Below are 20,901 nucleotides of genomic sequence, written 5' to 3'. Positions count from 1 at the left end.
ATAGGAGCTTTAAATATAGGAGCTTTAAATATAGCATTTTGTTAAATTTGTCAATTATATTTTTTCATTTCGTATCTTTTTAACTCTCATTATGTCCTTTATCTTTTCAATTCTTTTATTGAGATTTTTTTTGAGGTTTCTGAAAAGCAGAAAACTGTAATTCATTGCCCTCTTTTGTAATATGCACACTTGCGCCTTCTGGAATTTGTCCTAACAAAATCTTTTCAGCCAGTGGATCTTGAATTTCCCTTTGCAAAATTCGTTTTAAAGGCCGCGCCCCATAAAGCGGATCATAACCGTTATGGGCGAGGAATTTCTTGGCTTCGCTATCCATCTGCATGGTAATTTTGCGTTCATTAAGCAAATTTTGCAGCTGTTTCATCTGAATATCAACTATCGCTTCCATATCTTTACGTTGTAAACGCTGAAACAGAATAATCTCATCAACACGGTTCAGAAATTCTGGTCTAAAAGCACTTTTAACAACCCTCATCACATCCTCTCTGGCCTGGTCAACACTTTCTCCCTCATCCAGATTGGTTAAAAACTCAGCTCCTAAATTAGAAGTCATAATCAGCAGAGTATTGCGAAAATCAACAGTATTACCCTGACTATCAGTCAAGCGTCCTTCATCTAAAACTTGAAGTAAGAGATTAAAAATATCAGGATGGGCTTTTTCAATTTCATCAAAAAGAATAACCTGGTAAGGTCGCTGCCGTACAGCCTCAGTTAAAACGCCGCCTTCTTCATAACCAACATAGCCAGGAGGGGCACCAATTAAGCGTGCTCCAGCATGTTTTTCCATATATTCCGACATGTCAATGCGTAACATCGCTTTATGATCTTGGAAGAGAAAAGCCGCGAGCGCCTTAGTTAATTCGGTTTTTCCCACACCCGTTGGCCCTAAGAACATAAAAGAACCAATGGGGCGGTTGGGGTCTTGCAAACCAGCACGGGCACGGCGCACAGCCCGAGCAATAGCGCGCACAGCCTCGCTTTGTCCAATAACACGTTTGCCAATATCCTCTTCCATCTGCAAGAGCCTATCACGCTCAGCAACAAGCATCCGATCAACAGGAATGCCTGTCCATCGCGAAACAATCTGAGCAATATGTTCAGCAGAAACCGTTTCTTCCACTAAAGTGTTGGCCTGATCATCATTTTCAGCAACACTCAGCTGCCTTTCCAATTCGGGAATCACACTATAGGCCAACTCTCCAGCACGTTGAAATTGTCCATTGCGCTGCGCAATAGCAAGAGCATTGCGGGCTTCTTCAAGTCGTTTTTTCAAGTCAGCAGCATGTCCAAGCTTTTGTTTTTCTCCTTGCCAAGCCATCGTCATTCTTGCAGACTGCGTTTCCAATATGTTGAGTTCAGTTTGCAAAATTTCTAACCGTTCTTTTGCAGTGGGGTCAATTTCTGTTTTTAAAGCTTCACGCTCGATTTTTAGTTGGACGATACGCCGATCAATCACATCCAGTTCTTCTGGTTTAGAATCAATCTGCATACGAACCCGTGCTGCCGCTTCATCGATAAGATCAATCGCTTTATCAGGTAAGAAACGGTTAGAAATATAACGATCCGACAAACGCGCCGCTGCAATTAACGCATTATCCGCCAAGCGCACTTTGTGATGTTGTTCGTATTTTTCTTTGATCCCACGTAAGATAGAGATCGTATCCTCAAGCGTTGGCTCTGGCACAAAGACAGGTTGGAAACGGCGCGCAAGAGCTGGATCTTTTTCAACATATTTTCGATATTCTTCCAAGGTAGTCGCCCCAACACAATGCAATTCGCCACGAGCAAGAGCAGGCTTGAGAAGATTGGAAGCATCCATTGGCCCGTCAGTTTTTCCTGCTCCAACCAAATTGTGCAATTCATCGATAAAGAGAATAATTTGCCCATTTTCATTTTGCACTTCTGCCAAAACGGCTTTTAAGCGTTCTTCAAATTCACCGCGATATTTAGCCCCTGCAATCAAAGCTCCCATATCGAGAGCATAAAGCTGTTTATCACGCAAAGATTCTGGTATATCGCCATTAATAATGCGCAAAGCCAGTCCTTCAACAATAGCAGTTTTTCCAACGCCTGGTTCGCCAATGAGAACAGGATTATTTTTTGTCCGCCTTGATAAAACCTGGATAGCACGCCGAATTTCCTCTTCACGGCCAATCACAGGGTCAAGTTTTCCCTCGCGGGCATCTTCTGTTAAATTGCGGGCATATTTTTGCAGAGCTTCATAGTGGCTTTCAGCATGCGGACTAGATGTGGTTCTTCCCTTTCGCATTGTGTTAATCGCCTGATTAAGCGCCTGCGGTGTGACTCCTGCGCGTGTTAGGATGTCTGCTGTTTTGGCTGTTTTTTCTACGCTGAGCGCTTGTAATACGCGCTCTACTGTCACAAACTGATCCCCTGCTTTTTGTGCAAGCTCTTCTGCCATCGTGAAGACTTTTGCTAACGGCTGAGACATATAGAGCTGAGCATTGCCCCCTTGAACCTTAGGCAAAGCATCAAGAGCCTCTTGCAGCATTTTACGTAAAGTTGGCATATCGCCGCCTGCTTTTTGGATCAGTGAGACAGTCAATCCCTGACGATCTTCTAAAAACACTTGCAAGAGATGCTCAGACATTAATTGCTGGTTATCAGAGGAAAGAGCGTTGCTTTGCGCTGTTTGTAGAAAGATTTTTAGCTGTTCGCTATATTTTTCTAAATTCATTTTTCTATCCTTTGCCGCTATCAGACCCTTTTATAAAACTCTTTTCCCCATTTTTATCCCTTTTTGCCAAGCTTCCTTTTAGCCATTTTTCCAAGGGTCTTTTTTGTTAACCTCCTTTTTTAGCAAGTCCCTTTTTGGGGATTCCCTTTTTATCCTTTTATTGAAATCTCTTGTTTAATCCTTATCTCCAAACCACATACCCTCAATCACATAAGGTGGGCCTCTTTGCATCCGAAAACACTCTCCCAGTGTGGGAAAAGACGCTACACTTATAGTCTGAATATGAATGAAATATGGGAGCTAAAATAAATGAATGCAAGAGAGTATAGAAAAACGCAGCATTCACTGTAAACTTACCTCTCGTACAAAATGCGGCGTCTCTTAACCGCTCCTGAGGACAAATGTTACTGACCTAAAGAAACATACTTCTTCAACCCTCCCAGCTCAAGGGGCAACATTTTTCCTCTTCCACACCTCTCGCTCAAAGCGCTGCATCTCACCACCACTCCCTAGCGCAAATACCCCCAGCGCAAACACTCATAAACCACCCATAAATTCAGAGGCAGTGTTTTTTCTTTATTCCTCTTCGTCACTTTTCTGAGGAGGTGGCGGCAAAATATAAGAGCCAGAAAGCCAACGATTCAGGTCAATTGCACGACACCGTGATGAACAGAAAGGATAGGTATTATACTGTGATTTTTGACCACATTCTGGGCAAGGCCGTGGTGGACGGAGCGGATGTATCGACTGATTTTGCATGAAAGTTTCGACTTCTTCTCCTCTTTTTTGTAGTGTTTGAGCTTTTGTCATGCGTTTTTCTTATCCCCAATCATCCCCATAGCCCTCATATTTCCCATAGCCTTTATCATATTTTCAAAAGAGAGGTGAGCTATTCTCATCCTTTAAAAATTTTAGTCCATTTAGGAAAAAGAGAATATCCATAAGCAATCAAAAGATCTGTTGTTTCCGCCAAAGGCAACCCAACAACATTGGTATAAGAACCTGCAATATCAATAACAAAAGCAGCGGCTTTTCCCTGAATAGCGTAGCCACCTGCTTTTCCTTGCCATTCTCCAGAAGCGATATAAGCCTCCATCACAGGGGGAGTCAAGTGTTTAAAACGCACACAAGTTTCAACCAAAGTGACAGTTTTCTCCCTGTGTTCATTAAGAAAACAAACAGCGCCATAAACCTTATGCACTTGTCCAGCAAGAGCGCGTAAACAGGTGTAAGCGTCCTCTTCTCCGTTAGGTTTAGGCAGAACAGAACCACCCACAGCAACCACTGTATCCGCCGCTAAGATCAGACATTTTTTTGAATCCAGATCTTGTTGACAAATTTTCTCAGCACTAAATAAAGTGTCATAAGCTTTCAGCGCTTTTTCCTGTGCCAAGCGCTTAGCCAGATCTGCTGGGTTTTCTCGTGCATGTGGTGTTTCATCAATATCAGTAGCACATACATGATCAGGCTTTAGACCAATTTGTGCCAAAAGCTCTAAACGCCGCGGTGAAGCAGAAGCAAGAACCAATTCGATTTCCATTATTTTACCCCTTATCCATTCTATTGAATGATTTCATTCATCCTTTTTTACAGGGGGTTTTTGACCTATTGGCCTTAAGGATACCGGCATAGAAAGGGTCTGTCAATTTTTCTGCGCTCCCCATGCACAACACTATACAACCTCACGCTAAGCCCCATAAAATTCTCATGAGAGCCCTGATCAGACTGCATTTTATCATATCCCTGGCTATATATTTTTTATATATTCTATATTTTTCTCTACAACTTTTGAAACAGCTTGCCAATTACGGAGATATCTTGCCTTTTAGCTCTTTGGCTCCTTGCCCCCCGACAATCGGCCTTATTCAGTCCGTTTTATTTTTTTGCTTTGCACTCCCCCATGCACACCTCCAATTTACAATCCTTACAGACACCACGAATGATGAAAAGAGACATCAAACCCCATTCAAGCTGAAGGTTTTAAGCTGTAAGCTAAAATCTTGCGCGCTAAAAACTCTATTTTTTATTTATAACGGTACGTAATACGCCCTTTTGTAAGATCATACGGAGTCATTTCAACCATAATTTTATCGCCTGCCAACACACGAATACGGTTTTTGCGCATTCTTCCTGCCGTATGAGCAATAATTTCATGATCATTTTCCAGTTTCACGCGAAACATCGCATTTGGCAAGAGTTCGGTAACGATACCGGAAAATTCCAAAACTTCTTCTTTGGACATAAATGAGAACTTCCTTTATGATTAACGTACTTTATTTAATGGTTAATGTTTTAGTTAATAATGAACGTGTTAGTAGCTGAGCCCTACAGGATACAACTTAAATTGTTTATATCTCATTTTCATCCTTTTGTGAACATGCATTTTACGTAGAAACAGAGATTTTCCCTATAAACTTCCCATTAATCCCGAAAGGATACAATAAAAATTTATACTCTATCTCTTAATCTTTTCCTCACTATCTCCGAATTCCCCTTTCACTGACATCCCCTCGTCACATTCATCGCTGCATCGCTCATCCCTTAAAACCTCCTTCTCCATTTCACCGTTCTCTCTCATATCCCCACACCAATACTCTTCTCACTTATGCTCCCTTGGCCCATATCCCCCGGCATTCCCTGGTACTTTATGAACGCAAAAATTATTGTCTCTTTCTGATGACATGTCAAAAAATGGTGCATTGGTGACACAAAAAGGATATAAGGAAGATGAAATTTTCTAAAACAATCAAAAATGCAGAATGGGAAAAGGATGTGAAATGGCTCAACAGTCCTATGATGTAGCGCTTTTAATGGGCAGCCAATCTGATTGGCAAACCATGTGCCATAGCGCAGCTATGTTGACAGAACTTGGCATCTCCCATAGTGCGCACATTGTTTCTGCACATCGCACTCCAGATCGACTCTACAGCTTTGCCAAAGGAGCAAAAGCCGCAGGATTTAAAATTTTGATTGCTGGCGCTGGCGGTGCTGCACACCTTCCAGGCATGGTGGCTGCTTTAACGCCTCTTCCTGTTTTTGGTGTTCCAGTGGAATCACACGCTTTATCAGGGCAAGATTCTCTGCTTTCCATTGTGCAAATGCCTGCCGGAGTCCCGGTTGGGACCTTAACCATAGGCAAAGCAGGCGCTGTCAATGCAGCTCTTTTATCAGCAGCGGTTTTAGCACTTTCTGATGATGCACTTGCCAAGCGTTTAGAAGCATGGCGCCATCAACAAACGGCTCATGTTGCTGAATACCCTAATGATGGACTTTGAGCGTGACTACGGTGATCAATATCTCTGATCCTTTAAAACCAGGAAGCACAATTGGTGTGATTGGAGGGGGACAACTTGCACGCATGTTAGCCATAGCTGCCGCTGAGCTTGGCTTTAAAACGGTTATCTTATGCCCTGAAATACAATGTCCAGCAGCGCAAACTGCTAACCATCACATGGTTGCGGACTATGATGATAGGGCCGCTTTGCAGCAATTGGTAGACCTGTGCGATGTTGTAACGTATGAATTTGAAAATCTCCCCGTGACAACGATTCAATGGATAGAAAAAGCGTGTCGTCTTTATCCATCATCAAAAGTGTTGAAAATTTCGCAAGATCGAGTTTTAGAGAAAAGTTTTCTCAATGAGCATGGTATCGAGACAGCATCCTGGCATGCGGTGCAAGATCAAGCTTCTTTGTTGGCAGGTCTTGCTGCGCTCAATAGCCATGAACTCAACAACAACGGACTCAATAACAATGGATTTAGGGGCCATGGCCTTTTGAAAGCACGCCGCTTTGGCTATGATGGCAAAATGCAGCAATCTCTTCACAATCCAAGTCCACAAATGATTGCCGCACTCTCAATAGAGCTTGAAAAGACGCCTTCTATTTTAGAAGAGATTGTGCCTTTTGTAGCAGAAATTTCTGTTATTGCTGCTCGTGATCCACACGGGACTGTTGCATTTTATGATTGCTCAGAAAATCAACACAAGAATGGCATTCTGCATAAAGCGTGTGTTCCCTCAGCTGTTCCACAATCAGTGCAGAAAGCCGCGTATGAGGTCAGCACGCGTGTGTTGCAGGCGCTTGAGTATGTTGGTGTGCTGTGTATCGAATTTTTTGTTTTGTCTGACGAGCGATTATTGGTCAATGAACTGGCGCCTCGTGTTCACAATTCTGGCCATTGGACGCAAAAAGCCTGTGTGACCTCGCAGTTTGAACAACATATCCGAGCCATTTGTGGCCTTCCTCTGGGCAATACAGAGCGCCATAGCAACTGCGAAATGATCAATCTTCTTGGCAATAATTTGGATGATTACGTCTCTGCTCTGATGCAAGAGAATACATCAGTGCATTTATATGGCAAAAAATCAGTACAGCCAGAACGAAAAATGGGGCATATCATCCGCTTAACCGGGCCAGCGACACACTCTGCTTAAAGAAGAGATGAATTCTCATCCCTCACCACTTTAAGTCCAGACATTCTTCAACACTTTCTCCCCAATGATCCAACTCAAGACTTCCTCAATTCCTTTTCATTCTTGGCCCCTCTCAACCCATTCTTCTTGATTTTCCTTTCTCAGCCCTCTTTTATTTTTAGCTTACTCCCATTTTTACTCCTCCCTCCTTCTTAGCCTCTTCTTCTCCCTTGGCTTCTCCGTTATTCTTGGCTCATTTTTCAGTCCCTTCTTAACCTTCCTCCTTTTTTCTCTGGTCCTATTTTCCTCTCCTCTTGCTTTTCTCTCTTACTTCTCACTCCTTCTCTTTTGGCTCCTCCTGTTATTCTTAGCTCACTTTTGCTCATTCCTCCATTCTTACCGCTTCTCTCCTCTTTTTCAGCTTCCTCTTTCTTTCTCCCCTACTCAACAACCCTCTTGTCTTTTTTTTTGCTCCTGCCTCCTGCTTTCCCCTCCATTTTTGTCTCCCTCTTCAGCCCCCTTTATTCTTGATTTTGTGAAAACTGTTGAGTTGACAAGGTAAAGACTTCTTGTTAGAAGAATTGCAGATTTTTTGCGATTTTCGCTTACTCATTATCTTGTTCGATTTCATTGTTCTCTTGTTGGGTTTCATTGTCCTTAGGCAAGCTTTTGTTTTTTAAGAGAAGGCAGAGTTTTTTTTGCATTGCTTTTAAGGAAGAAGACTCAAGTGACAAAGTGGAATCATCGACAGGACACAGTGACAAAATACCCTGATTGACAGGGTACGATGGCAAAGTACACTAATCGACAGAGTAAAATAACTGTGGTCTGACAATGTACAATGACAATAGTCTTAAGTTTTGAACAAGAATGCGTAAGAAAAAAGCAAGTACGATGAGGGTCAAAACTTTCTCTTCGTATCTTTTTGAGAATTTAGGTCTTTCGTTATAAACGGTGGTGATCATGAAAATTAAAAATTCGCTCAAGGCACTTAAGGAACGTCACCGCGACAACAGGGTGGTTCGTCGAAAAGGTCGTATTTATATCTTGAATAAAACCAACCCGCGTTTTAGGGCGCGCCAAGGTTAAGATTACAAATGCCTGCTACTGCGATTGATAAAGCTTGCGCCAAAATAGCAAGGTTATATCAGATTTTATATGCTGTGCAGACTTCATATTGTTTACACATTTCTCATATAGGAATTTCACACATTTCTTATAGAGCATTTAACGTGCTGTCCTATGTATTGCGGGCCTCTTATATGCGGGCCTTCTCTTTTTTAAGAGGGTATTTTTCAAGACAGGTGTCTTTCGTAAAAGATCACAGGGTAAAATATTGTGTGGCAAAAAGTGTCAGCAATCCATTTAAATATCGTGTGAGCAAGAGAACCCCTTTTCAATGGCGATATTTTTTCCTTTGTTTCAGCAGTCTGGTTTTACTGTCTCCTTGCTATGGGAAAGAGCCTCCTTCTTTGCCATCTGAACTGCCTCCTCCACAGTCTTTTTTATCGTTGGATGACCTAATCCCCGATCTACATCCTTCAACATCTTCTCTCCCCTCAACAGCCACGCTTTTTGATGATCAAACCCCAGAAAACCTCTCTCAAACACAAACAACGGAACAGCGTAAAGAAGCAGAGATTGCTCGTTTGCTGAAAGAATTAAAACATTGTGCCAATGCCCAAGAAGCTCAGAAACTTAGCAAACAAGTGCAACGTTTATGGTTGCAATCGGGCAGTGAAACGATTGATCTTTTGATGCAATGGGCTGAAAATGGCATTAATAGTGATCATTATGGCCTTGCTCTTGATTATCTTGACACCATCATTGCACTCAACCCAACTTATGCGGAAGCTTGGGTCAGACGCGCCTGGGTTCACATTCAAATGAGTGATTTTAAACTTGCCATGTTTGACTTAAGTCATGCGCTTAAGCTTGAACCGCGCAATTATATTGCCTATTTTGAACTTGGATTAACGATGGAAGCAACAGACCGCACAGAGCTTGCCATTAAGGCCTATAAAATGGCATTGCATTATTATCCGCAAATGCAAAAACTCCAAAAACGTATTGGCCTATTGCTTGATGAAAAATCCCCACAAAGTATTTGAATGAAAAATTTGAGATAAGGGGGCATTTAGGTAAGGAATTTGGCATAAAGGAAATTTAAAAAGTCTTTTTATTGCGCTGTGTCATTATTTTCTCTGGTCAGAACGTATAAATTCTCCTATAATTATAGGTGGTGTTCTGCTCTTCTCGACAGGAAATACAGACATTCCCGGGGCCTTATTGATTCCTAAGGGAGCTGTCCCTGAGAAAGTCCGTGGGCTTTTTCATATGGCGCCCACCTACTTGTGTAGGTTCCCGGAATCAGACTTTTCCATCGGTCGCTGCGGTTCACCATTTTTATTAGGAAGAGGAGCTTTGGCTCCCTGCTTCATAACCTCTTAGCTTCCTGCCTCTTTTTTACCTTACGACCTCACCTCTCTACCTTCCTGTTTCCTTACCCTCTCACCTCCCTGCCTCATGACCTCTTGGCCTCTCTTTTACCACATTGCCTCACTGCTTCATCTCCTTGCTGGCTTTATTTATTGTTTTTTTCCTATAGCAAAAAGCCGTAAGCGCTTAGTAAATGCCATAAGCTCTCATCAAGCAGCCCCTACTTTGCCTAGAAACTCCCTTTACTAGTCTGACAACATCACAATCCTACACTCTTATGCGCCTCGCATAACTTTACCCCTGTTTACGGGCTCTATTTCCGTTTTCTGGAATCAACCCCTGCTTTCCTAAAGCTCGTTCTTGTTTTTTGGGGAACATGTTCTTCATGCCTTGGCGATGTGAAAACAGAATGGTATGAACATTTTTATGGATGATGGATTAGCAATACCAAGAATGTCTAAAGACTCGCTTTCTATTCAATCCGTTCGGTCACACTTGCGGCATCTGGGTTTTTCAGAGCGTGAGAAGCTATCTAAGGATAATCATCGTATTTTTTCACATCGTGCCTGTTGGCATATCGCCCATACACTTAAACAAAAAATGGGAGATATTTCTCAAATGATTATTGCAGGCTATTGGCCAATACGATCAGAGCTCGACCCTAACCTCTTTTTAGAATATGTTGTGTCGCATGGTGGTCGTCTAGCTTTGCCTGCTATCATTGATGATGAGACAATGGTTTTCCGTGCTTATTCACCGCACACACCCTTAGAGAGCATGCGGTTTCATACCATGGGCCCGGAGGCAAGCAGCGCGGTTGTCACCCCTACATTTATACTTGTGCCTCTTTTAGCATTTGATCGTCAGTATAACCGCCTTGGCTATGGTAAAGGCTATTATGATCGTGCCATTGCAGCATTAAAGGCAGAAGGGCACTGCATAGATTTATTTGGTTTAGGATTTTCGTGTCAGGAAGTTGAGTCTATTCCTAACACAAAGCATGACTTGGTTTTACAAGGCATTTTTACAGAAAAAGGTTTTTTAGAGCGGTAAATATGCGGTTTTTATTTTTGGGTGACATTGTAGGTGCAACAGGCTGTGCTGCTGTATTTTATGCACTTCCTCGCCTTATTCAGCAATGGCAGCTTGATTTTGTTGTGGTGAACGGTGAAAACGCATCGCATGGCTTTGGTCTTAGCCAAGAGACCTATCATTCTCTTTTAACAGCAGGCGCAAATGTCGTCACCACAGGAAACCATGCCTTTCATTGCAAGGAAGCTCTAAAATACGCCAATTATAGTGACCGTTTTTTACGCCCTGCTAATTTTATCGCGGGGACACCAGGCAAGGGCTCCGGTATCTTTACGGCTAAAAATGGCGCGCGTATTTTGGTGACCAATATTTTGGGATCTGTTTTTATGCCTTGCACTGTAGAGAATCCTTTTACAACAGCAGACAAAATTCTCTCCAAATTTCCTTTAAAAGAAGAGACAGACGCAATTATTGTTGATTTTCATGCTGAAGCAACAAGTGAAAAGCAATGTTTTGGTCATTTTCTTGATGGCCGTGTTAGCGTCATTGTGGGTACCCATACGCATATTCCAACAGCGGATGCGCAAATTTTAGCAGGGGGCAGTGCCTATTTATCAGATGCTGGCATGTGTGGTGATTATGACTCTTCTCTTGGGATGGATAAAAAAGAACCATTGCATCGGTTTGTCTATCAAGAATCTTGTGGTTCATATCGCCCTGCTCAAGGCCCTGCAACGCTTTGTGGCTTAGCGGTTGAAGTGTCAGACCGCACAGGCCTGGCGGAAAAGATTTCTCCTCTTCGTCTTGGCCCAAGATTAAAGACTGAAGCTCCTGATTTTTGGGAACCTCTGCCTGAAAATTTTGTGCTTTAACGCTGTAGCCCCCTAACGCTTTAGCTCAAAGCTCACCGCTAAGCTACCCTTCATCCCAATACTCAGGGCTACACTTCAAGCCACCCTTTACTGCCTCTGCCTCTACACCTTGCCACTCAAGCCATCACTGCATCCTGACCTGACACCCCACACTCTTACCTTCAAAACCACCCCTCTAACCTGTCATTCACCTTACCACCAAGACCCACCCTACCAGGGCCACTTCAGGTCACCCTTCATCATACCATTCAGGACCCCTTTAAATTAAATTAGCCATTTTTCGAGATGCGAATGGCCCTTCAGCAAGCGGCACGAACCGCTTGCAAAGACTAATTTCTTCTGATTTAAGGCTATTTCTCTTATTTAAGAAGCTGTGACGCGTTGAATACATGCCCCACACTGAGCTAACTTTTCTTCCAACCGTTCAAAGCCGCGATCCAGATGATAAACGCGATTAACCGTGGTTTCTCCTTCAGCAGCGAGTGCTGCAATAACAAGTGAGACAGAAGCCCGCAAATCTGTTGCCATCACTTGTGCACCTTGCAACTTATCGGTTCCGTGCACCGTTGCGGTTTTTCCCTGCAACGTGATACGCGCACCCAAACGCACCAATTCCTGCACATGCATAAAGCGATTTTCAAAAATCGTTTCTGTGATATGCGTATTTCTTTCAGCAAGGGTCATCAAAGCCATAAATTGTGCTTGCAGATCGGTTGGGAAAGCTGGAAAAGGCGCTGTCGTGATATCAACAGGCTTCATTTTTTTGTGTGGATCGCGGAAAACGCGAATGCCTTCAGCTTCAATTTTAACGGAGAGCCCTGCTTTTTCAAGCACAGTGAGAACTTCTGTCAGATGTTCTGGAACAGCGTCTTGCAACAAGACATCTCCTCCAGTCATAGCAACAGCCATTGCATAAGTTCCCGCTTCAATACGATCAGGGATAATACAAACCCGCGCACCATAGAGCTTTTTGACACCATTAATGGTTAAAACATCCGTACCTTCCCCAGAGATATCAGCTCCCATAGCTTTCAGCGCTTGCACAAGGTTGGTCACTTCCGGTTCACACGCAGCATTGTGAAGAACAGTTTTTCCTTCCGCCAACACAGCAGCCATCAGCAAAACATGAGTTCCTCCAACGGTCACTTTGGGGAAATGGTAAGAAGCCCCTTTTAAACCTTTTGGCGCTTTTGCATGCACATAGCCATTTTTGATAGCAATATCGGCACCTAAAGCTTTTAGCCCTTCAAGGATGAAATCAACAGGGCGTGTTCCAATAGCACACCCCCCTGGTAGGGAAACACAAGTCTCCTGACAGCGGGCAAGAAGCGGCCCAATCACCCAGAAGCTGGCCCGCATTTTTCTGACAAGTTCATAAGGCGCGCGTATTGTGGTGATGGTTTTTGCGGTAAAATAGATGGTTCGTGCATCGCTACACACATTGTGGTATTGCCGTCCTTCAACGGCATAACTGACGCCATGATTGTTTAAGATCCGGATAAGACATTCAACATCTGCAAGATGAGGGACATTTTCAACAATGAGTGTTTCATCGGTAAGCAAAGCAGCAATCATAAGCGGTAACGCAGCATTTTTAGCTCCAGAAATTGGAATAACCCCATTAAGAATATGGCCCCCTGTAATTTTAATTGAATCCATAGATTTAATTTTATCCCTCTATTCCTCGTTGGAATCTTTCTTTTACAGGTTCTCTTTAATTTTCTGAAAATTTGGATTCTTGAGAGTATTTTTTCACAAGATTGAAAACGAATCACTAAAACGTATGCTGCAAGATTGCCGTAAGATGTATCAAACAGAAAAAGTTTTTCTAAACCCTTCTGGAGAGCGCTGTCGACTTTGCTCTTTGCGTCGTTTTAAATTATCGCGCAATTGCTTAGCAAGTCTTTGTTCTCGCTGTTTTGCTTTTTCATTTTTTCTTTGATCATCTTTGTGTGTAACGGTATTTTTATTCTCATTCATGATATTTTATGGGTTCTTTTTGTCCTTCATGGCGCAAACTCCAGCAAACACTTTGGCAAACATTTCGACAAATTCTGGCAAACTTTGTTTGCTCAAATTTTTTCGCTTAAACTTCGCTTGCTTAAGCCCCTATTTGCTTAACCTCCCTGTTCGCTTACCCTCTTTTGCGCAAACTTTCTTCGTTCATTTCAACCCTCTATTTTCTTAACTCCCCTATAGGCTAAAATTTGTGAATTTCTTATCCTTTCAACTTCCCCATTTTCATCCCTTATTTTTAAATAAGTAAATATGCAAGAAGTCACACATTTTAAAACCCTAATTTAAGAAAATAATGAGGGGGTATTATAACTACGAATATACAGAAATAACTGATATTTTTTAACCTTTATATCATGACACAAGGAAGATTTTCTTGCAAGAGCTCTCTTGCCTATTTGGCGCCAATGTGGCACAAGGCAGCGCAAAGATTGGCAAAATGCTGCGGTAGCTCAGTGGCAGAGCACTCCCTTGGTAAGGGAGAGGTCGAGAGTTCAATCCTCTCTCGCAGCACCATGTCTATTTTCTTTCCCTTGCACCGAACCTCATCCCCGCTTCCTCACAAGCCCAACTTCCCCTTTTCGCAAGCTCTTTTTCCTGCTAGCTTTTACAAGCACGCAAACCTTAAGGCTTTTACTCCTGTTTCCTTATCTTCACTCACGCCCTTTATCTTTAATTCAAGAATGGATCTTCCTGCATTTAGCTGCAAGTCTTGCTGGCTTTTCTTAACATCCAGCTCTTTATCCTTCTGGTTTTCTGCACACGCGGGCAGAAACTCACCTTACACAAAAACCTTATAATTTGCATAGCGGCATGCCATCCCAGAACAGTTTTTGACATCTTGGAGCCCCCACTTCCTTGTAATTTCGCTGTTACACCTGTGCCAAACTTTATTTCCTGATTCCTCGCAAGCTCAACACCCCGCTAAACAGCAAATCTTATTCCCGCTTTTTCCCTGGCTTGCTGTCACACCCGTGCCAAATCTCATCTTCACTTCCTCGTAAGCCTTCAAACTTCTTTGCAAGCTCGTCTGGCTTGCTGGCTCTCGCAAACTCTCCCCATTCAGCTCCCTTCCTGCACTTAGATCCGCACCGAGCTGCTCCCTCACAAACTTAGCACCCCGCTAGACAGTAGACCTCATCCCCTGATTGTTTCATATTTTCTGAAAATATCCTGGCTCCTTTCACCAACCTGCTTGATCGCCTGCACCATTCTTTCCAAAGCTTCATTAAAACGATTAATCTCATTGTCTAGCTTACGAATATAGACTTCATCACGGTAAGCACGTTTGATCAAAGGGGGCATCCCCGGCCAATAAAGCATTAAATCTACCCATTCGCGTTGCGCAATCCATAATCCTCCCTGACACTGGGCTTTATGCTCAACAGGAAATATATTTTGATAAAAATGCGGGATTAGAATTTCAGGCTTTTTTGTTTTAATTTCCAGCAGCCCATTTGCCCCGATAAGCGCATCAGGTGAAAATCCTTTTTTACGGTCATCCGCCAAGAGAAACCCAACACATTCAGGCTCTGTGTTGGTGAGCGCTGCATAAAACTGGCGAGCTTTTGGTTCTAATTCTGTACCGCGGCGCATTGGCATAGTTGTTCCCTCGTCAACAATTTTTCCGGTAATTCTCTCCCCAGCAAGCTTCATCATCACAGAATGATATTTTTGGGATCGTTGCCCATCTTTTTTCCGTGCGATAACCATTTCAAACACAGAAGCGGTTATCACCCCCCTGCGGACTTGGCGCCATTCCTCTGTTCCTTGCTGACATTCGATGCATATGGGCATTGTCTTATTCCTTGATAAAATTTCTCTCCAGTGGGCACACCATGCCCCATATTCTTGCAGGCCCATTACCTGCAACACTTTCAAGCCCCCCTTCTCGAGGCTTAATCTTATCGCAATCGCAAGGCCCACTTGCTCGCACACTTCATTTCCCTTTTCACAAGCCCCTTCTTACAAGCCAAACTCCCTTTTCTCACCAATCCTTCCCTTCACAGACTCAGCCCTCCTCTCTCACCAGTCCAGCCCTACCTTACCAAAAAGCTCAGCTTCCCTTATTCTTGCAAGCCACTTACCTGCGGCTCCTCATTTCAAACCTAGCTCTCTTTATTGGCAAAGCTTATGCTTCCCTTCGCAAATCCACCCCCACCTTACCCAGAGCTCTGTGCTTCTTAAGAAACACTTTCTATCTCGAAGAGATCAAAAAAATCACAGAGATCATAAGCCAAGGCCTGCACAGTACCTTCTGCCTCTTTTTGTGAAGGGAAGAGAAAGGCCTGATGTTTTTGTGGATCAAGCTGGATAGTGTCGTGCTGTCTGCCCACGTAATAAAGGGGCACCCCATAAGCAAGGATCATAAGATAGCTTTGCATATCTTTATCCCTCCTGCTCATCAAAAAGATGATCAGGAGCCGACAAGATATCACTAAAGCGGAGACGATGCTGTTGTTCATAAGAGCCATAGAGCGTATCATGATAAGCTTGTTTATTTTGTTGCTCTAAATAGTCGTGATAAGCTTCACTATTTACAATGAAAGGCTGCAGAGACTCTGTCTTTTCGGCCATATCAGAAAGTGCAACATAGATATCGGCGACACTTTCACTGACATCATCAGCATGGAGCGTTGTTAAATCAAGCCGCAAAAGCCTCTGCACAGCCTCTCGATTATCGACAAAATCAAGCACCTCTTCGGAAGTTTCAATAGGCCCAATATAGAGATCGCCCTCTTCACCCTCACAGAGAATAATGAGAATTTCATCCTCTTTAACGAACGGTATATGTTTGATCATTTTTTCCCCCTTAGATCGTAATAAAACGCAGCTTTAGTCTTGACATGGTCAAATATAGCTTTAGTCTTATCTCCTCTATGGGAGAGATGTCAATCAATTTTATCCTTTTAAAAAGATATTTTTCAATTTATCAGACATCCAAATAGCTTTGTAAGAATGAAAATATCCTACACCTTATTCTCTACTGTGCTGTTATAATTCCTATTGTTTCTAATCACAGCAACCCAAACGGGGGGGAAAAGCTAAAATGAATGATTCCGATTTACTTAACCATTGGAAAACTCTTGATGCCACAAAGAAAAGAGCACTCCTTATTTTACTTCGTCATTTGGTTTGCGCAAAAGCGTCAAAATCGCCTGTCGTTCCTCGGAAGAGATCTTTGAAATCAACTCGATAAATTCTTGATCTTCTGTGCTGGCAGCTTGCCCGTAAAGAATGTATCCCATACTAACATCAATTGTTTTACAAACATCAGAAAGGGATTCAATAGTTGGATCCTTTCCTTCAGACAAGATAGAGTGAAGGTAGCCTGCTCCCTTTCCAGCTGAGAGAGAAATGGACCGTTTTGACCGTCCACTTTTTTTGAGCACTTCACTCAATCTTTGACGCCAACCATCAATATTCATCATTTCATCCTATAGCTGTCTAAAAAAATACATATTGTTTTATAAATTTATCTTGCAATATCCTCTAAAAAGGATATACATTTATAGGACACATTTTATTTTCGGGGGGAACTGCACTTTATTTGATTAACCAACCATTTATCACCCTAAAGGATGCAGACAGGCGCTCCCAAAAACTCGCATGTCTTCACTTTTGTATTCTTTGTCCTTTGTTGCTTTGCAATTTAAAGTTGTACAACAATATACTCATAAGCGTATAGAATTGCACTCACAGGGTCTAATGAAAAATAAGATTATTTAACAGAACAAATTGCAACAAAAGCAAAGCAAACCAGAAACATCTTACAAAATAGTAAACTTTTCCTGCATCTCCCACAAACATAAAAAGACATAAAAACATCATTTAATGTTTTTTATCTGAATAGAAATGGATGAAACAATAAGAAAGTTGATTTGCACCATGTACAAAACCTCTTCCCGAGACACAGCCCATCAACAAGCTCTTTGCACTGCAACCTTATCCTCAACACCCGTTCCTTCTTCGGGGTTATTTTTTTCGGAAACCGTTGCGGCGGTGTCTTTAGCACCTTCATCCGCTCCAGCAACAGCATCCCCAGCACCTGCATCTGCTCCTCTTCTAGCAGCATCTCCTGTTGCTACAACCTCATCCGCCATAGAAGAAACACCGCATTATGAATCTTCTATTCTTCCCTATGTCTGTTGGTATCAAAATGATTTTCTAGGTGGTGTCCGTGGTATGCGTGCGCATGAAATTGGCATTTACACCATTTTACTCAATGAAATGTATGCCAGAGGCCACCCCTTAGACCTCTCAACACAAAGATTAACGCGGCTTTGCGGATGTGACAAACGCACCTTTCTCAACGCACTCAATATTCTGATCGCAGAAGGCAAGATTATCCCTCTCGCCAATGGCTTATGGAATAAGCGCTGTGACAGTATCTTTCGTGAGCGTGCAAAATTACTGAAGCAAAAATCATTGGCTGGCCGTTCTTCAGCGCAAAAACGTAAGAAAATCAATGCAACACCTCAACAGCTGCTCAACACATGTAGAACAGATGAGACCTATAACTCAGAAGCTCAGAAGAAAGAAAAAGAAACACCTAACGGTGTTTCACAAAAACAGCAAAACAAGGCTTCTTTCTCGGCAGACAATTCCTCCTCTTATGCCCTCTACTGTGCTCCTTCATGCTCTTCTCCCTCTTGGTCTTCTGCCCCTTCTCAAGAGCCTATACCAACAACCTCAACAGCTGTTATAGGTCCAACACTTGCTACAACTTCAACACCTATCACAAGCTCACCATCTGTTATAAGCCCACCATTTCTAAAAAGTCCGATAATTTCTGAAAATTCTGCTCTTCCTCCAAAGCATTCTGCTCGTAAAGGGTGCTTAAAAGGCCATCGTCTTCCTGCCGATTGGCAAGCTGATATCAGCATGGCCATGACTGAAGGATTGAGCGAAGAGCAAGCCCGTTGGCAAGAGAAGAAATTTCGCGACTATTGGCGAGCCAAAAGCGGCAAAGAAGCGCTTAAAGTGGATTGGCCAGCCACATGGCGCAACTGGTGCCGTTATGAGATTGAGCGGTTAAAAGAGACACAAGACACGTGTTATCCCACGCCCTCTCTTCTCCGTGTCCCTTCTCATCAAACAAATCGTCATACAGGGGAAGAGAGATTTTACCAAAGCCTGATCAATTATCCAAACCAGAAACCATAACCCCATTATCACCAACAATGAAAACCCATTCACACACTAACCACAAAAATCCACTACACTCATGGCCCAACAACACCGCACCCATTCACCCATCAGCAACTATAGCAACCTACTTACACCACAACCCATTCACACTAACGATGCAGATCTAATCACATTCTAATCAGGAACACATTCTCGTCAGGGGAGAAACCATGAGCACACTTATTGAGGTTAAACAAAAACTTTTGCTTCACGTGCAAGCCATTGCTGAAATGCTTCTTCCGCAAGGGCGAAAAAAGGGCAATGCTTGGATCATTGGCAATATCCACGGGGAAGCAGGGCAAAGTTTATCGCTCTGTTTAAGCGGCAACAAAGCAGGCCTGTGGTATGATTTTGCTGAGGGAATTGGGGGGGATCTGTTAGATCTCTGGTGTGCAGTAAAAGGCATCCCCCTCTCAGCGGCGTTAGAGGAAGCACATACTTATCTTAATCTTTCCCGCCCAAAACCCTTTATGGCGCCGCGCCGCACTTATTGTCTTCCGCCTCCCCCAAAAGGTCACGACCCTAGCGGTGTGGTGAAAAGCTATTTGCACCATAAACGGCGTATACCACTAGAGATCTTAGCGCGTTACCGCATTAAAGAAGAGGGCAATAGCATCCTTTTTCCTTTTTATAAGCCTGATGGCACACTGGCCATGGTGAAAGCCCGGCGCGCTGAAGCAGGAGCCAAAGCTAAGCCTACTACCGCGCAGTGTGAGCCGATTTTATTTGGCTGGCAAGCCCTCTTCCCTGCTTCGCAGGATTCTTTGGATGAGCTCTTTTCCCGACCTGCACAGGCCCCATCATCCTCACCGGCCTCGCAGACTCCTTTGAGTGACTGTGCCTTTCCACCAACGCAAGCGCCTTTGAATGACCTTTCTTTCTTATCTGTGCAAACATCCCCGCAGATCCCCATAAAAAAACCTGCGGAGCAAGCCTCCTCACCTCCACCAACGCAGGGTGCAAAGCAGACGCGTGATCTTGTCATCACTGAAGGGGAAATTGATGCTCTCTCTTTGGCAGCTTATGGATATCCGGCTTTATCTCTTCCCTTTGGAGGAGGTAAAGGGGGCAAACATGCCTGGATTGAACAAGAATTTGATCATTTAGAGATTTTTGAAAAAATTTATCTCGCAACCGATATGGACCCACCGGGGGAAGAAGCCGCTCTGGTCATTGCTAACCGGCTTGGACGCCACCGTTGTTACCGAGTATGTCTACCTTATAAGGATGCAAATGATTGTTTAACCGCAGGCCTAGATGCCGCCACTATAGCGCAAGCCTTTGCAAAAGCAAAAAGCTTCACGCCGGAAGGATTGCACCATGCCTCTGATTATAAGGGAAAAGTGCTGGAACTCTTTTGGCCAAACCCAAAACAGCATGTAGGCTATAGCGTGCCCTACCCGAAGTTAGAGGGGAAATTATCGTTTCGGCCAGCAGAATTAACCTTATGGAGCGGCGCCAGTGGGGTCGGAAAAAGTCAGTTGTTATCAGACTGTATCCCCCATTGGATCGCACAGGAAAGCCGCCTTTGTTTAGCCTCTTTAGAAATGAAAGGAGAGCAATCTTTGCGCCGTCTTATCAAACAAACAGGGGGCACTAGCCACCCGACAAAAGAAAAAATTGAACAGATTTTGCATTTTCTTGATCACGGTCTCATTTTGTACGAACATGTAGGCAAATCAAATGTCGAAACTCTTCTTGATGTGTTTGACTATTGCCGTGCCAAATATGGCTGCGACCAATTTATTATCGACAGTTTGATGCGACTTGGCATCGCCGCTGATGACTATACCGGGCAAGAACAAGCGGTTTATAAAATAGTAGACTGGGCTGTCTTAAACGCTGTGCACGTTCACCTTGTTGCCCATGCACGTAAAAGCGGTGTCGACAAAGATGTCCCTGGTACAGAAGATATCAAAGGCGCTTCAGAAATTGGCGCCAATGCGTTTAACATCATCACCATCTGGCGCAACCGCCCTTTAGAAGATAAAATTTTTGCCACACAACAGCTGCATGAAAAAGCAGAATTAACCAAACGCCCCGGTGTGGTGATGAATATCGCCAAACAACGCTCCGGTGATTTTGAAGGCAAGGTCGGCCTGTGGTTTGATACACAAAGCTACCGTTATCGCTGTTCACCAGAAGAAACGCCATGGTTACGCCGCTATCTTGAAGATGCCTCTCCTCGCAGCCTCACTCCTAACCCTGTGCATTAGGTGCAC

18 protein-coding genes, 1 tRNA gene and 1 other RNA gene are annotated in these 20,901 nt (G+C 43.4%); 10 read left to right on the top strand and 10 right to left on the bottom strand.

Going from position 1 to position 20,901, the window contains the following annotated elements:
* Positions 1–115 precede the first annotated feature (115 nt).
* From clpB to infA, 4 genes are all read right to left on the bottom strand, one after another.
* Positions 116–2,716, bottom strand: a complete 2,601-nt coding sequence (gene clpB, locus H710_RS01925; RefSeq protein WP_041849162.1) for an ATP-dependent chaperone ClpB — start codon at positions 2,714–2,716, stop codon at positions 116–118.
* Positions 2,717–3,292: 576 nt separating this feature from the next.
* Positions 3,293–3,475 carry a DNA gyrase inhibitor YacG gene (gene yacG, locus H710_RS01920; RefSeq protein WP_041849205.1) on the bottom strand — a complete coding sequence of 61 codons (183 nt, stop codon included), beginning with the start codon at positions 3,473–3,475 and terminating at the stop codon, positions 3,293–3,295.
* Positions 3,476–3,611: 136 nt separating this feature from the next.
* Positions 3,612–4,256, bottom strand: a complete 645-nt coding sequence (locus H710_RS01915) for a Maf family protein (RefSeq protein ID WP_041849161.1) — start codon at positions 4,254–4,256, stop codon at positions 3,612–3,614.
* Between the two features lie 483 nt (positions 4,257–4,739).
* Positions 4,740–4,958, bottom strand: a complete 219-nt coding sequence (infA, locus tag H710_RS01905; RefSeq protein ID WP_004857577.1) for a translation initiation factor IF-1 — start codon at positions 4,956–4,958, stop codon at positions 4,740–4,742.
* Positions 4,959–5,493: 535 nt separating this feature from the next.
* Between infA and purE the strand changes: the two genes are divergently transcribed.
* From purE to H710_RS01880, 7 genes are all read left to right on the top strand, one after another.
* Positions 5,494–5,991 (top strand): 5-(carboxyamino)imidazole ribonucleotide mutase, encoded by a 498-nt coding sequence (gene purE, locus H710_RS01900; RefSeq protein ID WP_041849204.1) that lies wholly within the window; start codon positions 5,494–5,496, stop codon positions 5,989–5,991.
* A gap of 11 nt (positions 5,992–6,002) precedes the next feature.
* A complete protein-coding gene (locus tag H710_RS01895; RefSeq protein WP_041849203.1) occupies positions 6,003–7,151 on the top strand; it encodes a 5-(carboxyamino)imidazole ribonucleotide synthase in 1,149 nt (382 codons plus the stop codon).
* A gap of 942 nt (positions 7,152–8,093) precedes the next feature.
* Positions 8,094–8,219 carry a type B 50S ribosomal protein L36 gene (gene ykgO / locus H710_RS06030; protein ID WP_080772749.1) on the top strand — a complete coding sequence of 42 codons (126 nt, stop codon included), beginning with the start codon at positions 8,094–8,096 and terminating at the stop codon, positions 8,217–8,219.
* Positions 8,220–8,392: 173 nt separating this feature from the next.
* Positions 8,393–9,241 (top strand): tetratricopeptide repeat protein, encoded by an 849-nt coding sequence (locus H710_RS01890; RefSeq protein WP_244875581.1) that lies wholly within the window; start codon positions 8,393–8,395, stop codon positions 9,239–9,241.
* 130 nt (positions 9,242–9,371) lie between these two features.
* Positions 9,372–9,533, top strand: a non-coding RNA gene (ssrS, locus tag H710_RS06025) — 6S RNA.
* A 450-nt stretch (positions 9,534–9,983) separates the two neighbouring features.
* Positions 9,984–10,622 carry a 5-formyltetrahydrofolate cyclo-ligase gene (locus H710_RS01885; protein ID WP_041849158.1) on the top strand — a complete coding sequence of 213 codons (639 nt, stop codon included), beginning with the start codon at positions 9,984–9,986 and terminating at the stop codon, positions 10,620–10,622.
* Between the two features lie 2 nt (positions 10,623–10,624).
* Positions 10,625–11,473: a TIGR00282 family metallophosphoesterase gene (locus H710_RS01880; RefSeq protein ID WP_041849157.1), complete on the top strand. Its 849-nt coding sequence runs from the start codon at positions 10,625–10,627 to the stop codon at positions 11,471–11,473.
* 363 nt (positions 11,474–11,836) lie between these two features.
* Here H710_RS01880 and murA read toward each other — a convergent pair whose 3' ends face one another.
* Both murA and H710_RS06235 read right to left on the bottom strand, forming a co-directional pair.
* On the bottom strand, positions 11,837–13,132 hold the full coding sequence (gene murA / locus H710_RS01875) for a UDP-N-acetylglucosamine 1-carboxyvinyltransferase (protein WP_041849156.1): 1,296 nt from the start codon (positions 13,130–13,132) through the stop codon (positions 11,837–11,839).
* 150 nt (positions 13,133–13,282) lie between these two features.
* Positions 13,283–13,453, bottom strand: a complete 171-nt coding sequence (locus H710_RS06235; protein ID WP_196295838.1) for a hypothetical protein — start codon at positions 13,451–13,453, stop codon at positions 13,283–13,285.
* A 477-nt stretch (positions 13,454–13,930) separates the two neighbouring features.
* On the opposite strand from H710_RS06235, the gene H710_RS01870 reads away from it, so the two are divergent.
* Positions 13,931–14,005, top strand: a tRNA-Thr gene (locus H710_RS01870).
* A gap of 621 nt (positions 14,006–14,626) precedes the next feature.
* Here H710_RS01870 and H710_RS01865 read toward each other — a convergent pair.
* The 4 genes from H710_RS01865 to H710_RS01850 all read right to left on the bottom strand — a co-directional run bounded on the left by H710_RS01865 (position 14,627) and on the right by H710_RS01850 (position 16,917).
* Positions 14,627–15,286: a lambda exonuclease family protein gene (locus H710_RS01865; RefSeq protein ID WP_041849155.1), complete on the bottom strand. Its 660-nt coding sequence runs from the start codon at positions 15,284–15,286 to the stop codon at positions 14,627–14,629.
* 386 nt (positions 15,287–15,672) lie between these two features.
* A complete protein-coding gene (locus H710_RS01860; RefSeq protein ID WP_041849154.1) occupies positions 15,673–15,873 on the bottom strand; it encodes a hypothetical protein in 201 nt (66 codons plus the stop codon).
* Positions 15,874–15,877: 4 nt separating this feature from the next.
* Positions 15,878–16,291, bottom strand: coding sequence for a hypothetical protein (locus H710_RS01855; protein ID WP_080772748.1), 414 nt, complete (start codon positions 16,289–16,291; stop codon positions 15,878–15,880).
* Between the two features lie 311 nt (positions 16,292–16,602).
* On the bottom strand, positions 16,603–16,917 hold the full coding sequence (locus H710_RS01850) for a hypothetical protein (RefSeq protein WP_005766025.1): 315 nt from the start codon (positions 16,915–16,917) through the stop codon (positions 16,603–16,605).
* Between the two features lie 757 nt (positions 16,918–17,674).
* Here H710_RS01850 and H710_RS01845 point away from each other — a divergent pair.
* Both H710_RS01845 and H710_RS01840 read left to right on the top strand, forming a co-directional pair.
* The gene (locus H710_RS01845; protein ID WP_041849201.1) at positions 17,675–18,655 is read left to right on the top strand and encodes a YdaU family protein; all 981 of its coding nucleotides are present in this window, start codon (positions 17,675–17,677) and stop codon (positions 18,653–18,655) included.
* Between the two features lie 194 nt (positions 18,656–18,849).
* Positions 18,850–20,895 (top strand): toprim domain-containing protein, encoded by a 2,046-nt coding sequence (locus H710_RS01840; protein ID WP_041849153.1) that lies wholly within the window; start codon positions 18,850–18,852, stop codon positions 20,893–20,895.
* The last annotated feature ends 6 nt before the right edge of the window (positions 20,896–20,901 follow it).

Origin of the sequence: Bartonella bacilliformis Ver097, from assembly GCF_000709795.1 — a bacterium.
Lineage (GTDB): Bacteria > Pseudomonadota > Alphaproteobacteria > Rhizobiales > Rhizobiaceae > Bartonella > Bartonella bacilliformis_A.
The sequence above is the reverse complement of the archived record's forward strand: the minus strand, read 5'-3'. Positions and strand labels throughout refer to the sequence as shown.

Bases quoted from the DNA above. Each gene is read 5' to 3' on its own strand.
- H710_RS01915 (WP_041849161.1), bottom strand. From the start codon at position 4,256: ATGGAAATCGAATTGGTTCTTGCTTCTGCTTCACCGCGGCGTTTAGAG.
- H710_RS01865 (WP_041849155.1), bottom strand. From the start codon at position 15,286: ATGCCCATATGCATCGAATGTCAGCAAGGAACAGAGGAATGGCGCCAA.
- yacG (WP_041849205.1), bottom strand. From the start codon at position 3,475: ATGCAAAATCAGTCGATACATCCGCTCCGTCCACCACGGCCTTGCCCA.
- murA (WP_041849156.1), bottom strand. From the start codon at position 13,132: ATGGATTCAATTAAAATTACAGGGGGCCATATTCTTAATGGGGTTATT.
- clpB (WP_041849162.1), bottom strand. From the start codon at position 2,716: ATGAATTTAGAAAAATATAGCGAACAGCTAAAAATCTTTCTACAAACA.
- H710_RS01860 (WP_041849154.1), bottom strand. From the start codon at position 15,873: ATGCAAAGCTATCTTATGATCCTTGCTTATGGGGTGCCCCTTTATTAC.
- infA (WP_004857577.1), bottom strand. From the start codon at position 4,958: ATGTCCAAAGAAGAAGTTTTGGAATTTTCCGGTATCGTTACCGAACTC.
- H710_RS06235 (WP_196295838.1), bottom strand. From the start codon at position 13,453: ATGAATGAGAATAAAAATACCGTTACACACAAAGATGATCAAAGAAAA.
- ykgO (WP_080772749.1), top strand. From the start codon at position 8,094: ATGAAAATTAAAAATTCGCTCAAGGCACTTAAGGAACGTCACCGCGAC.
- H710_RS01850 (WP_005766025.1), bottom strand. From the start codon at position 16,917: ATGAATATTGATGGTTGGCGTCAAAGATTGAGTGAAGTGCTCAAAAAA.
- H710_RS01840 (WP_041849153.1), top strand. From the start codon at position 18,850: ATGAGCACACTTATTGAGGTTAAACAAAAACTTTTGCTTCACGTGCAA.
- H710_RS01855 (WP_080772748.1), bottom strand. From the start codon at position 16,291: ATGATCAAACATATACCGTTCGTTAAAGAGGATGAAATTCTCATTATT.
- purE (WP_041849204.1), top strand. From the start codon at position 5,494: ATGGCTCAACAGTCCTATGATGTAGCGCTTTTAATGGGCAGCCAATCT.
- H710_RS01885 (WP_041849158.1), top strand. From the start codon at position 9,984: ATGAACATTTTTATGGATGATGGATTAGCAATACCAAGAATGTCTAAA.
- H710_RS01880 (WP_041849157.1), top strand. From the start codon at position 10,625: ATGCGGTTTTTATTTTTGGGTGACATTGTAGGTGCAACAGGCTGTGCT.
- H710_RS01845 (WP_041849201.1), top strand. From the start codon at position 17,675: ATGCGTGCGCATGAAATTGGCATTTACACCATTTTACTCAATGAAATG.
- H710_RS01890 (WP_244875581.1), top strand. From the start codon at position 8,393: ATGCGGGCCTTCTCTTTTTTAAGAGGGTATTTTTCAAGACAGGTGTCT.